General features: G+C 75.2%; 8 protein-coding genes. All 8 read right to left on the bottom strand.

Going from position 1 to position 13,384, the window contains the following annotated elements:
- Positions 1-22: 22 nt before the first annotated feature.
- Positions 23-445: a DUF6113 family protein gene (locus AC4H2G_RS14185; protein ID WP_494366365.1), complete on the bottom strand. Its 423-nt coding sequence runs from the start codon at positions 443-445 to the stop codon at positions 23-25.
- 9 nt (positions 446-454) lie between these two features.
- On the bottom strand, positions 455-1,549 hold the full coding sequence (locus AC4H2G_RS14190; protein ID WP_494366366.1) for a PIG-L family deacetylase: 1,095 nt from the start codon (positions 1,547-1,549) through the stop codon (positions 455-457).
- A gap of 19 nt (positions 1,550-1,568) precedes the next feature.
- The gene (typA, locus tag AC4H2G_RS14195; RefSeq protein ID WP_494366367.1) at positions 1,569-3,479 is read right to left on the bottom strand and encodes a translational GTPase TypA; all 1,911 of its coding nucleotides are present in this window, start codon (positions 3,477-3,479) and stop codon (positions 1,569-1,571) included.
- A 232-nt stretch (positions 3,480-3,711) separates the two neighbouring features.
- Entirely contained in the window at positions 3,712-5,454 is a 1,743-nt protein-coding gene (locus AC4H2G_RS14200) for a BCCT family transporter (RefSeq protein ID WP_494366368.1), read from the bottom strand.
- A 43-nt stretch (positions 5,455-5,497) separates the two neighbouring features.
- Positions 5,498-6,229: an ABC transporter ATP-binding protein gene (locus AC4H2G_RS14205; RefSeq protein ID WP_494366369.1), complete on the bottom strand. Its 732-nt coding sequence runs from the start codon at positions 6,227-6,229 to the stop codon at positions 5,498-5,500.
- Positions 6,226-7,281 carry an ABC transporter ATP-binding protein gene (locus AC4H2G_RS14210; protein ID WP_494366370.1) on the bottom strand — a complete coding sequence of 352 codons (1,056 nt, stop codon included), beginning with the start codon at positions 7,279-7,281 and terminating at the stop codon, positions 6,226-6,228. Before AC4H2G_RS14210 ends, AC4H2G_RS14205 begins: the two co-directional genes overlap by 4 nt.
- A gap of 1 nt (position 7,282) precedes the next feature.
- Positions 7,283-10,111, bottom strand: a complete 2,829-nt coding sequence (locus tag AC4H2G_RS14215) for an FtsX-like permease family protein (RefSeq protein WP_494366371.1) — start codon at positions 10,109-10,111, stop codon at positions 7,283-7,285.
- Positions 10,108-13,338, bottom strand: a complete 3,231-nt coding sequence (locus tag AC4H2G_RS14220) for a hypothetical protein (RefSeq protein WP_494366372.1) — start codon at positions 13,336-13,338, stop codon at positions 10,108-10,110. Before AC4H2G_RS14220 ends, AC4H2G_RS14215 begins: the two co-directional genes overlap by 4 nt.
- Positions 13,339-13,384 lie beyond the last annotated feature (46 nt).

Raw genomic sequence — 13,384 nt, forward strand, 5'->3', positions numbered from 1 at the left:
CGGGGATTGTACCGGGGTGGATCTACACCTGATGTCCGCTCTGCCCGACCTGACGCTCGTGGAGCGCGACCCGCACAGGCCGCTCGCTGAACCACGAGCGCGGGAGGAACGCGGCGAGCGCGACGACCAGCAGACCGCCGTAGATCCAGACGTACCCGACGACCTGGCTGGGCACGAGGACGTCGCCCCCCGGACCTTCGAGCGAGAGCAGCTGCACGACGACCATCCACCCGATCCCGAAGCCCAGCAGCCCGGCGTAGCCGCCCCAGGCCCGCGACAGCACGCCCGCCGCGAGGACGGCGAGGAGCGCGAGGACGAGCCCGAGGTGCAGCGCCGGAAGGTCGACGACGGGAGCGCGGTGAGCGACCGTTCCCACGAGACCGACGATCGCCCCGATCAGCGCGCACGCCGCTCCACGACCCACGAGACGTCCGGTGTTCTCCACAGGTAGAGGCTACTGTCCGCGAGCGCCGGAATCCCGGGGGCCCGGGAGAGCGCGGCGGGAGGGGGCGTAGAACTCGTGTGAAGGCATCGGCGCGAGCACGTCGTTGCTCAGGGCGTACCAGCCGACGAGCGGCGCGTCCTGCGCTGCGGACGGTGCCGCCCCGAGGTGCTGCACCTGCGTGGCGTGCGCGCGCAGGGCGTCGAGCACGGCGGGCAGGACCGGCGTGACAGGGACGGCCCGCAGCGCCGGGCCGGACGGCTCGCTCCCGGGCGCGGCCGGCGCACCGGGGATCGCCTCCGGCAGCGCGACGGACGGGAGGGGCGCGGCCGGGTCGGGCAGCGTGAGCCCGTCGACGCGGTCGAGCAGCCCGCGGACCTCCGGCTGCCCCCCGAGGGTGCGCCGTGCGGAGCGCAGCAGCGAGGCGGGCACGACGGCGGTCCAGAGCTCCGGAGTGCCCTCGCCCGCGTCGTCGAGCAGCTCGAGCGCGCGGACCGTGACCTCGTGCGCGCGCACGTGGTCTGGATGCCCGTAGCCCCCGCCCGCCTCGTACGTCACGACGACGGCCGGTCGCCGCGCCCGGACCACGGCGGCGAGGCGGGACGCCGCCTCGTCGACCGGGACGCCGACGAACGCTCCCTCGGGGAGCTCGGCCTCCGCCGTCGCGCGCGCGATGCCCGGGGCGGCCCACGCCATGCCGGAGTCGGTGTACCGGGGCGAGCGCCCGGCGTCGGGCACCACGCCGGGACCGTCACCGGGACCGGTGAGGGGAGCGGCCGTGTCCAGGAAGACGTGGTCGGTGACCCCCAGCGCGGCGAGTGCACGCGCGAGCTCGCCCTCGCGGTGGGCCGCGAGGGCCGGCCCGTCCCCCTCGAGGTGCCCGACGCCGGTCGGGTGCGCCGCGGTGTCGATGACCTCGCCGCGCTCCCCGCGCGTGCACGTCACGACGGTGACGCGCTCCCCCGCCGCCGCCCAGGTGGCGAGGAGCGCGCCGGTGGCGAGCGTCTCGTCGTCCGGGTGCGCGTGGACGGCGAGCAGCCCGCCGTCGGGCACGACCGGGACGCTGCCGGCGGGCACGACGGCGGGCTTGGCGACGGCGTCGGCCATGCGAGTGGTCGGCGAGGGGTCAGGCGCGCTTGGCCCGCGACGTCGCGCGGGCGCGCTCGGTCTGGTCGAGCACGACCTTGCGGATGCGCACGACCTCGGGCGTGACCTCGACGCACTCGTCCTCGCGAGCGAACTCGAGCGACTCCTCGAGCGTCAGGTGCTTCGGAGGCGTGAGGTTCTCGAACGTGTCGCTCGAGGCGGCGCGCATGTTCGTGAGCTTCTTCTCCTTGGTGATGTTCACGTCCATGTCCTCGTTGCGCGAGTTCTCGCCGACGATCATGCCCTCGTAGACCTCCTGCGTGGGGTCGACGAAGAAGCTGCCGCGCTCCTGGAGGTTGATCATCGCGAACGGCGTCACCACGCCGGCACGGTCCGCGACGAGCGAGCCGTTGATGCGGGTCTCGATGGGGCCGGCCCAGGGCTCGTAGCCCTCGGCGATCGAGGACGCGATGCCCGTGCCGCGCGTGTCCGTGAGGAAGCGTGTGCGGAAGCCGATGAGCCCGCGCGCCGGGACCATGAACTCCATGCGGACCCAGCCCGTGCCGTGGTTCGACATGGTCTCCATGCGGCCCTTGCGCTGCGCCAGGAGCTGCGTGACGGCGCCGAGGTACTCCTCGGGGACGTCGATCGTCATGCGCTCCATCGGCTCGTGCGTCTTGCCGTCGACGGTGCGCGTGACGACCTGCGGCTTGCCGACGGTGAGCTCGAAGCCCTCGCGACGCATCTGCTCCACGAGGATGGCGAGCGCGAGCTCACCGCGTCCCTGGACCTCCCAGGCGTCAGGACGCTCGGTGGGGAGCACGCGCAGCGAGACGTTGCCGACGAGCTCGGAGTCGAGGCGGTCCTTGACCTGGCGGGCCGTGACCTTGTGCCCCTTGCCGCCCTTGCCGGCGAGCGGCGAGGTGTTGATCCCGACGGTCATCGAGATCGCCGGGTCGTCGACCGTGATGAGCGGGAGGGGACGCGGGTCGTCGGGGTCCGTGAGCGTCTCGCCGATCGTGATGTCGGCGATGCCGGCGACGGCGACGATGTCGCCGGGGGCCGCGGAGTCCGTGGGGACGCGGCTGAGCGCCTTGGTCTCGAGCAGCTCGGTGATCTTCACGTTCTGCAGCGTGCCGTCGTGGCGCGCCCACGCGACGACCTGGCCCTTGCGCAGCGTGCCGTTGAAGATGCGCAGCAGCGCGAGGCGGCCGAGGAACGGCGACGCGTCGAGGTTGGTGACGTGCGCCTGCAGGGGCGCTCCCTCCTCGTACACCGGGGCGGGGATCTTCTCGAGGATCGTGCTGAAGAGCGGCTCGAGATCCTCGTTCGAGGGCAGCCCGCCGTCGAGCGGCTGGTCGACCGACGCACGCCCGGCCTTGGCGGACGCGTAGACGACGGGGACGTCGAGGATCGCGTCGAGGTCGAGGTCCGGGACCTCGTCGGCGAGGTCGCTCGCGAGGCCGAGGAGCAGGTCGGTCGCCTCGGCGACGACCTCGGTGATGCGCGAGTCGGGTCGGTCGACCTTGTTGACGACGATGATCACCGGGAGCTTCGCGGCGAGCGCCTTGCGCAGCACGAAGCGCGTCTGCGGGAGCGGGCCCTCGCTCGCGTCGACGAGCAGGACGACGCCGTCCACCATGGACAGGCCGCGCTCGACCTCGCCGCCGAAGTCGGCGTGGCCCGGGGTGTCGATGACGTTGATCGTGATGCCCTCGGGCTCACCCGCCGCGGCCGCCGCGGGACCGGCGTACCGGACCGCGGTGTTCTTCGCGAGGATCGTGATGCCCTTCTCCCGCTCGAGGTCGCCGGAGTCCATGACGCGGTCGTCGACCTGCTGGTGCGCCGAGAAGGCGCCGGACTGCCGCAGCATCGCGTCGACCAGGGTCGTCTTGCCGTGGTCGACGTGGGCGACGATCGCGACGTTGCGCAGGTCGGAGCGCACAGACATGTCAGTTACTCATCTCAGGAGGAGGGGCGGGACGACGCAGCACGGGCGACCGTCGTGGACGGGTGCCCCCGCGACACCGCTGCGCGGACGAGCGGGGCGCTCGTCCGGCACGGCAGAAACGCCGTCGACCGGGCGACGTCCATCCTACAGGGCGATCCCAGTCCACCGCCGTGGGGTCCACCACACGCCGTCACCCCGCTGCGCACCACCGCACGACGACGCGCCGGCGACCTCACCCGCCGTCGCCGCCCCGTCCACGCGGGCGCCGCCGCAGCGGGGTCCAGCGGTCGCGCGGGTCGGGGTACAGCTGCTCCCACTGCTCCGAGATCGACTCCGAGACGCGCGTCGTCACGTGCTCGGTGAGCGCGGCGCGCGCCGCGCGGCGCTCTGCCCGGACGATCGCCGCGTGCTCGACATGCAGCGCCTTCACCGTGGACACCGCCATGCCGATCATCACGACGGAGAACGGCAGGGCGATGAGGATCGCCGCGGTCTGGAGCGCGGACAGGCCCCCCGCCAGGAGCAGCGCGATCGCGAGGAGGCCGGACACGGCCGCCCAGAAGATCCGGCTCCACGTCGGCGGGTTCGGGTTGCCGCCCGACGCGAGCATGTCGACGACGAGAGAGCCCGAGTCGGACGACGTCACGAAGAACACGACGATGAGCACGATCGCCACGATCGACAGGAGGGTCGACATCGGCAGGCCGTCGAGGAGCTGGAAGAGCGCCGTGTCGGAGTTCACCGCGCCGTCGTCGAGCATGCTGCCGGGCTCGGTGAGCTCGCGCTCGAGCGCGGAGCCGCCGAAGATCGAGAACCACAGCGTCGTGACGATCGTCGGGACGAGCAGCGTGCCGAGGACGAACTCGCGCACCGAGCGGCCCCGGGAGATGCGGGCGATGAAGACGCCGACGAAGGGCGCCCACGAGATCCACCAGCCCCAGTAGAAGATCGTCCACGACGACTGCCACTCGAGCCCGGCCGCGCCCTGGAACGCCGTCGTGTCGAACGTGAGCCGCACGATGTTCTGCAGGTAGTACCCGAGCGACTGGACCCACTCGCGCAGGAGGAAGAGCGTGGGGCCGAGGACCAGGACCACGACGGCCAGCGCGCCGGCGAGCACCATGTTCCCGTTCGAGAGCCACTTGATGCCCTTGCCCAGCCCGGAGACGACGGAGATCGTCGCGATCGCCGTGATCGCCGCGATGAGCCCGATCTGCAACGCGGTGCCGGGTTCCGCGACGTCGAGGTACCCCAGCCCCGCCGAGATCTGCAGCACGCCGAAGCCGAGCGACGTCGCGACCCCGAAGACGGTCCCCACGATCGCCACGACGTCGATGACGTTGCCGAGCCAGCCCTTGACCCGGTCGCCGAGGAGCGGCTCGAGCGCCCAGCGGATCGACACCGGGCGGCCCTTGCGGTGGATCGCGTACGCCAGGGAGAGGCCGGCGACGACGTAGATCGCCCACGCGTGGATCCCCCAGTGCAGATAGCTCTGGCCCATCGCGGCCTGCGCGAGCACCGCGTCGCTGCCCTCGACGCCCGGCTTGGGCGTCACGTAGTGGGTCAGCGGCTCGGCGACGCCCCAGTACACGAGCCCGATGCCCATGCCCGTCGCGAACAGCATCGCGAACCACACGGGGAGCCGGAACGTCGGCTCGTCCTCGTCCTTGCCGAGCACGATGTCGCCGAACCGGCTCAGGCCCATCCACAGCGCGAACACGACGAACCCCGCGACGAGCAGCACGTAGTACCAGCCGAACACGCCGATGACGTCGCGCTGGAGGGTCGTCATGAGCGCCGAGACGGCGTCCGTGAAGAGCACCGCCGCGAGGACGAAGAGCAGGATGACCCCGGCGGCCGGGTAGAAGACGGGCGGGAAGGGCCTGCCCGAGCGCACGTCGTCGTCGGTCGGGCGCCGCCCGGACGCAGGCTCGCCGGTCGTGCGGTCGGGCGTCGCTCCGTCGCTGGGGGCCATCCCTCCAGGCTTGCCGTGCCGGGGCGGCACGGCAACCGGAAGGTCAGGCGGTGCGCTCCACGACGTGCCCGTCGTGGAGCTCCACGACGCGGTCCGCGCGCTGCATGAGGATCGGGTCGTGCGTCGACACCACCGCGGCGACACCGCGCTCGTGCACGACGTCGCGCAGCAGGTCCATCACGGTCGCGGCGGTCCCGGAGTCGAGCTGACCCGTGGGCTCGTCCGCCACGAGGATCCGCGGCTCGGCGACGAGCGCCCGGGCGATCCCGACCCGCTGCTGCTGGCCCCCCGAGAGCTCGTACGGACGCTGGGCCGCGTGGCCCTCCAGGCCGACCAGCGCGAGCGCCCGCGCGACCCGCTCGGAACGCTCGCGGGCGTCCACGCCCTGCAGCCGCAGCGGGACCTCGACGTTCTCCGCCGCCGACAGCACCGGCACGAGCCCGAACGACTGGAACACGTAGCCGATCTCGCGGCGCCGGACCTCGAGCACGTCCCGCTCGGGCATCGCCGACAGCTCGCGGTCCCCCGCGAGGTGCACGCTCCCCGTCGTCGGGCGGTCGAGACCCCCGAGGATGTTGAGGAGCGTCGTCTTGCCGGAGCCCGACGGCCCGCGCACGACGAGCAGCTCCCCCGGGTGCACGGCGAGACCGACGTCGGTCAGGGCGTGGACCGCGGTCGCGCCGTGCCCGAACACCCGGCCGACGCCCTCGGCGCGCAGCGCGACGTCCCGCTCCTCGACGACCCCCGTCGGCGTCGCGCCCTGCGTCTCGCTCATCGCTCGTCCTCCTCGCGCGGCGAGGCCGCCCCGCCGTCGCCGCTCGTCCCGGCATCGCTCGTCGCACCGCCGCCACCCGTCGCCGGCCGGCGGCCGTCCGGCCACACCCCGACGTGGTCCGTCTCGAGCGCGAGCCGCACGCGGTCGCGCAGGTCGAGGCTCGCGACGAAGTCCGGCGGGAGCTGGAGCCGGCCCACGCGGTCGAGCACCGCGAACTCCTCCGCGACGTGCCGCTCGGACCCGTGCTCGTCGACTTCGGTGCGGCGCAGCACCTCGGTCGACGTGCGCCCGTCGCGGATCTGCACGGTGCGCAGCACGTGGTCGGACACCGTCGGGTCGTGCGTGACGATGAGGGTCGTGACGCCCAGCTCGGCGTTGACGCCGCGCATCGCCTCGAGCACCTCGACGGAGGTCGCCTCGTCCAGCTCGCCCGTCGGCTCGTCGGCGAGGAGGACGCGCGGCGCGTTCGCGACGGCGACGGCGAGCGCCGTGCGCTGCTGCTCGCCGCCCGACATCTGGTCGGGCCGACGGTCGCGCACGTGCCCCACCTCGAGGAGCTCGAGGAGCGCGTCGACCCGCGCGCGCCGTTCCCGTGCCCCGAGGTCTCCCGCGAGCGCCAGCGGGACGGCGACGTTCTCCGCCGCGCTGAGGTACGGCAGGAGGTTGCGGCTCGTCTGCTGCCAGACGAAGCCGACGGAGTGCCGCTGGTAGCGCACCCGCTCGCGGCGTCCCATGGTCAGGAGGTCGGTGCCGGCCACGACGGCCGAGCCGCCGGTGGGGCGGTCGAGCCCGGACAGGATCGTCAGGAGCGTCGACTTGCCCGATCCCGACGCCCCGACGATCGCGACGAGCTCGCCAGGGTCCACCCGCAGGTTCAGCCCCTGCAGCGCCTGCACCTCGACGCCGTCGGCGGAGAAGATCCGCACGAGGTCCTGGCACAGGATGTCCGGCTCCGCCACGGCTCCTGGCACGCGGGCCGACGAGCGCTCGTCGGGTCCCGTGGCGCTCCTCGCCGCGAGCTCCGCGGCCTCGAGTCCGGTCCTGGTCGTCATGTCACCTCTCCTCACCGATGCGCAGCTCTGCTGCGAGGTTGGTCCGCCGGCTCAGGGCGGTGGATGCCGCGACGGCCGCGACCACCACGACGACGAACCCTCCCACGACCAGCCCGAGCAGCGCCGGGTCGACGGCGAGCGACGGCTGGGCCTCGCCTCCTGTGAACGGCGTCAGGTCCACCGCCGCGAGCACGAGCGCCGGCACGGCGAGCCCGAGCAGGGCTCCGACGACGAGGGCTGCCAGCGCCCACGGCCCGATCTCCCAGGCCACGAGCCCGCGGGTCCCGCGCCGCTCGAGCCCGAGCGTGCGCAGGACGGCGACGAGCCGGTCGCGCGCGGGCGCCCCGATCATCAGCGTCATGACGACCGCGGCGGCGCACAGCAGCCCGGACAGGACGATCGCCACCACGAAGGCGCGGTTCATGCCCTCGGCGGCGGGCGAGCCGAGCGCCTGCTCGGAGATCTCGTGAGGGCTCGTGATCGCGGACTGCGGCAGGACGTCGGCGACGGCCGCGCGCACCGTGGCGACGTCCGCCCCGTCGGCGAGCGCGAGGAGCGCGACGCGCGGACGGAACGTGACGTCGAGAGCCTCCGCGGCCCGGTCGCGGTCCACGACGACGAAGGCGCGCGGTGCCGAGAGCCCGGGCACCGGACCGCTCGTGGCGAGGACGTCGACCTCGGCCGGCGTGCTCGCCACGAGCGTCACGTCCTGCGCACCGGCCGGGACCGCGAGGGCCTCCGACACCACGACGGGCAGGACGTCCCCCGACGCCCCCAGGCCCTCGGGCAGCTCGAGAGCACCGGGGACGTCCGCCTGGACGGCGGCGAGCTCGTCCGCGTCGACGGCGAGCACGGTGACGCGCTCCCCGGAGACCCCGGCCCGCAGCGGCAGCTCGCCCGCGTCGGTGACGGTCGCGACCTCCGCGACCCCGTCGACGGCCCGCAGCTCCTCGACGACCTCGTCGTCCATGATCGGTCCGCTGACCCGCAGGTCGGCGCCCACCGTGCCCCAGGCGAGCGTCTCGACGCCCGACCGGACCGTGGAGTAGAGCACCCCGGAGAAGAGCGCGACGGCCACCCCGACGACGAGCGCGAGCGCGGGCACGACGCCCCCTGCCGGGTCGCGCACCGCCCGCGCCGCCCCCAGGAACGGCACGAGGTCGCGGCGCGAGCGGAACACGCGCTCGAGCGCACGGACGGGCAGCGGGTAGACGCGCAGCACGACGACGCACGTCGCCAGGGCGAGGAGGAGCGGCGCCGCGGCGAGCAGCGGGTCGACCGCCGCGCCCGCCGTCGGGACCGCTCCGGCGGCCGTGCCTGTGGTCGTGCCGATGGTCGTGCCGGACGGGTCGGCGGCCGGGCCGACGATCACGCCGCGCTGCAGCAGCAGCACGACGGACACGGCCGCCGCCACCACGACGAGCAGCTCGACGAGCCCGCGCCACCGGCTGCGCGTCGTCCCGAGGTCGGCCCGGGTGTCGCGCAGCCCGGCGGGCGACGTGGTGAGCGCGAAGAGCAGCGCGGGGGCGAGCGCGGCCAGGAGGGCGGGGACGAACGCGCCCGCGCCCACCGACCCTCCGCCCACGGCGGCGGGGACGGCGAGGACGGCGGCGACGGCGCCCAGGGCCGCCGCCGGGAGCCCGAGGGCCAGCCCCTCCGCACCCATCAGCCCGCGCAGCTGGACGCCCGACGCACCACGCGCGCGCAGCAGCGCGAGCGACGTGCGCCGTCGCGACACCACGAGCCGTGCGCCGAGCAGCAGGACGGCGAGGGTGACGCCCAGTGGTCCCACCACGACGACCGCGAGGATCGCGGACGACGCCCGCTGCTGGGCGAGCACCGACGACAGGACGCTCGTCATCTCGCTCGACGGCGTGAGCACGAAGGTCCCGCCCTCGACCACGGGGTGCGGCGTCGCGGTGAAGCCGCGCAGCTGCGCGAGCAGCGGCGCGACGTCGTCGGCCGCCACCCCCGCGCCCGTGACGGGGTACCAGATGCGCGTCGTCGGGTCGAGCAGGAACGCCTTGTCGGCGGTCGCCGCGTCGAGGTAGAGCGCGGTCCTCGCCGACCGGCCCAGGTTGAGGTCGTCCACGACCTGCGGGGCCGCGGAGTACGGGTTGTGCTGCCAGTAGTCGTCGGTCGGGTCGACGGCCTCGAACGTCCCCGTCAGCCGGACGGACGTCAGCGCGTCGAGCGCGTGCGCGTCGCCGACCGACCAGCCCAGCACGTCGGCAGCCTCGGCCGACACGACGACGTCGAGCACCTGCGGGCCGATGACGCTCACGGTCCCGTCCGCGTCGACGACGGCCGTGCCGTCCTCCGGTCGTGCGGGCGCGGGCGCCTCGACCGGCCCCGGCCACTCCCCCTCCACGAGCGTCACGTGGTCGGGGAGGTGCGGGTCGATCTTCAGCGCTCCCGACGGGAAGCGCACGTCGTTGCCCGGGATCTCCGGGAGGTCGCGCGCCTCGTCCTCGATGGTGAAGGCGGGGTCGCCCAGCGCCGTGCGCAGCGGCTCGGGCTGGTCGTCGCGCAGCGTCGTGAGCCCCTGGGTGAACGCGCCCCAGACCTGCTCCACCTCCGCGTCGAGCCCGGTGCTCCCGGGTGGGTCGGCCGGGCCGAGGTCCGGCCGCGACTGGCTCACGGTGATGACGTCGCGCTGCAACGGCGTGGACGTCGAGAGGACGTGCTCGACCTGCGCGGTGTTCGTCGCGGCCACCGCGCGCGGCCACGCCGTGACGACGAACGCGACGAGCAGCACCACGACGGCGAGGGCGACCGAGACGGCACGGTGGGCCGCGAACTGGCGCCACGTCAGGCGCGCGAGCCTCATCGGATCTCCTCCCGGTACTCGGCGTCGAGCGCCTGGGCGCGCACGCGCCCCGCGACGACGGCGGCGACCCCGGCGAGCCCGACGACCAGCACGCCCACGAGCAGGGCCGTGGGCGCGAGGGACGCCTCGAGCGGGACGGGCAGGACGTCCGCCGCGTCGCCGAGCGTGGCGCGCGCGAGCGGCGCGACGGTGAGGGTCGCGACGAGCCGTCCGGCAAGCACGCCCAGGACCACGGACGTCCCCGTGACGGCGACCAGCTCGAGGGCGCGTCCCCGGGACTGCGCGCCGGACGGCATGCCGAGCGCCCGCAGGACCATGACCTCCGCGCGGCGCGACCTCAGGAGCGCCAGCGCGACCGCCAGCACCCCGGCCAGGGCGAGCACCACGGCACCGGCGGCCGCGAGCCAGAAGGCGACGCGCACGGGCGCCGACACGTCCGGCCCCGCGTCGGCGCCGGCCACGGCGACGGTCGCGTCCGCCCCGCCGTCGTCGCGCGCGAGCGCCAGGGCCGCCGCGGCCAGGTCGTCGCGCTCCGCCGCGTCGCCGGACGCGCCGAGCCACACCTCGTCCGCGCGGGGCACCGCCTGCAGCACGCGCAGGAGGTGCTGCAGGAGCCCACCCTGGTCGGCGACGACGGCGGTCCGCTCCACCGCGCCGGGGATCACGTCGACGACGTGCGCGACGCGCACCGGGACGTCGACGCCGGACACCGTCAGGACGGACTCGTCTCCGGGCGCCAGCCCGTACCGTCCCGCGAGCGGCGCGGGCACGGTCACGGGGACGGGGACCGGGGCGTCGTCGCCGCCGGGCAGGAGCCGCAGCGTGAGCGGGAGCCCGTTCGTCGTGAGGGCGGCCGAGAAGCCCGCGGGCTGCGCCGGCTCGATCTCCGCGAGCCCGTCGCGCACGAGCGAGGTCACCGGTGCCCAGCCGCCGTCGAGCGCGACGTCCTGCTCGCCCGCGGGCGTGAGGGCGCGCGCGGCGTCGAGCGTGACCGAGGCCTCGCCGGCCATGCCCGGCGTCCCGAGGACGAGGTCGACCGCCGCGAGGCGCCAGGTCCCGGGGCCCGGCAGGTCCCCCGTGAGGGTGTGCGCCGCGGGCGTCGACGTCACGTCGGCCGCGACGTCGGGCGCGTAGGTGACGCTCAGCTCGCCGAGCGGCACCTGGTTGAGCGCGCCGGACCCGTCGACCACCCAGGCCACGGCGCGCAGCCCCCGGGCCTGGTGGACGTCGTACCAGTAGTAGGGCTGGTCGGGGGTGATCTCGACGGTGGGCGCGACCGATGCCGTGACGTCGAGCGCGAGGCGTTCCGTCCCGTCCGGGAGCGCGACGCCGAGGTCGGCGGACGGGTCGCGCAGACCCGCGGTGAGCGCCGCGGGGTCGACGGACGTGACCACGTCCCCCGCCGCGTCCGCGTCGAGCGCGAGGAGCGCGAGCGGGTCCTCCCCCAGCACGCCGGGCAGGTCGAGGACGCTCGACGCGCCCGAGGCGCCGTCGAGGGCCGCATAGTCCGCGACCAGCGGCGGGTTGCTCGTCCCGGCGACCGTCACGGCGCCCTCGGTGACCACGCGCACGTCGGCCCCGGTGCGCAGCTCCGCCACGGAGGTGCGCAGGGACCCGGTCGTGCCCGCGTACGCGCCCGCGAGGGTCCCCGACCCGGCGGCGAGGACGACGAGGACGACCGGGACCGCGACGACGACGAGCCGGCGCGCGAGCTGACGTGCCGCGAGGGGCACGGTGAGCCCGTCGCCCCGGGCGGCGAGACGCTCGGCCAGCGACCCGACCGGGCCGAGCACACCGGTGGCCACGATCGCGAGCGCGACGAGCACGGCGGCGGGGGCGAGGACCGCGAGGAGGTCCACCTGGGTCGACGCACCCGTCACGACGAGTGGCGAGCCGTAGCGCAGGAGCTGCCACAGGCAGAGCCCGGCGACGGCGAGCGAGAGCACGAGCGTGCCGGCGGCCGCCGCGACGCGCACGCGGCCCGAACGGTCGACCTGGCGCAGCCGTGCGACGGCACGCGCGTGCCACCACGCGACGCCCGTCACGAGCGCGGTCCCCACCACCGCGCCCGCAGCCGCCACGGCCCACGGGCCGGCGGTCCCCCGCCCTGCGGCCACGCTCGCGGTGAGGACGAGCTGGGCCGCTCCCCCGCCCAGGAGCCCGCCGAGGCCGACGACGACCGCCGCCTCCACCGCGGCCACGACCGTGAGCTGCCGCGTGGACGCGCCGCGCGCGACGAGCAGCCCGGTCTCGCCGGCTCGGGTCTGCGCGAGCAGCCGGGCGACCTGGACGAGGGCGACGACGCTCACCACCAGCAGGAGGAGGACCGGCACGAGGGTGACGGCGCTCGCCGCACGCAGCGCGCCCTGCGCCTCCGCGGCGGTCGCCCCGAGCTCCCCCGCGACCGTCAGGCCGCGCACGGCGACGGCGTCGTCGTCGCGCAGGCCTCCGCGCAGCGCGGTCGCCCCCGTGGCGATCTCCGCGAGGTCCGCGGGCTCGACGCGGGTGGCGTCCGGCACGACGGTCCAGCGGACGAAGGGGGTCGTGTCGAGCGCGTCGAGCGCCTCCGGCGTCACGACGAGCGGTCCGAGCACGGAGCCGTCCGCGCCCGCGACGGAGAGGGGGTCGTCGAACCAGCGGGGGTCGCCCGCGTCCGCGGGACGCCACGTGCCGACGACGGTCAGCTCCGTGCCGGGGTCTGCACCCGGGTCCGTCTCGGAGCGGTCCACGACGACGACGTCGCCGGTGACGACGCCGAGGGCGGCCGCGGCGTCGGCGTGCATCGCGGTCTCGTCCGGCGCGGTCGGCCAGGCACCGTCGAGCTCCGCGACATCGGGGAGCACGGGGTCGACCTCGAGGACGGTCCGCACGGGCTCCTCGACCGCGGCAGTCGCACCGTCCGGCGACGGCACGGCGAGCGGCAGTGGCTCCGTGCGCACGGTCCGGTCGACCTCGACGGGGACCCCGCGGAGGTCCTGCGCGACCACGTCGCGGACCCGGGCGTCCTGCGCCTGCTCGTCGGCCGCCACCCGGGTCTGGACCTGGACGGCGCGGGCCGTCGGCGTGGCGCCGGCGAGCGCATCCCGTGCGCCCGCCGTGGCCGACGCCTGGACGTAGCCGACCGTCGTCCCGACGGTCGCGACGATGATCGCCGCGAGCAACAGGATCGTCGTGAGCAGGCCCGTCTGCGCGCGGGAGCGTCGGCGCGCGAGCGCTCGTACTCTCACCTGCGGCACCCCTCCTCGGGTGGCGTCGTGCGGCGGGCCGGGCCGG

Source organism: Cellulosimicrobium sp. BMG9.23 (assembly GCF_059159985.1).

Excerpts from the sequence above, each read along its gene's own strand:
- AC4H2G_RS14190 (WP_494366366.1), bottom strand. The coding sequence starts at position 1,549 with ATGGCCGACGCCGTCGCCAAGCCCGCCGTCGTGCCCGCCGGCAGCGTC.
- AC4H2G_RS14200 (WP_494366368.1), bottom strand. The coding sequence starts at position 5,454 with ATGGCCCCCAGCGACGGAGCGACGCCCGACCGCACGACCGGCGAGCCT.
- AC4H2G_RS14215 (WP_494366371.1), bottom strand. The coding sequence starts at position 10,111 with ATGAGGCTCGCGCGCCTGACGTGGCGCCAGTTCGCGGCCCACCGTGCC.
- AC4H2G_RS14210 (WP_494366370.1), bottom strand. The coding sequence starts at position 7,281 with ATGACGACCAGGACCGGACTCGAGGCCGCGGAGCTCGCGGCGAGGAGC.
- typA (WP_494366367.1), bottom strand. The coding sequence starts at position 3,479 with ATGTCTGTGCGCTCCGACCTGCGCAACGTCGCGATCGTCGCCCACGTC.
- AC4H2G_RS14205 (WP_494366369.1), bottom strand. The coding sequence starts at position 6,229 with ATGAGCGAGACGCAGGGCGCGACGCCGACGGGGGTCGTCGAGGAGCGG.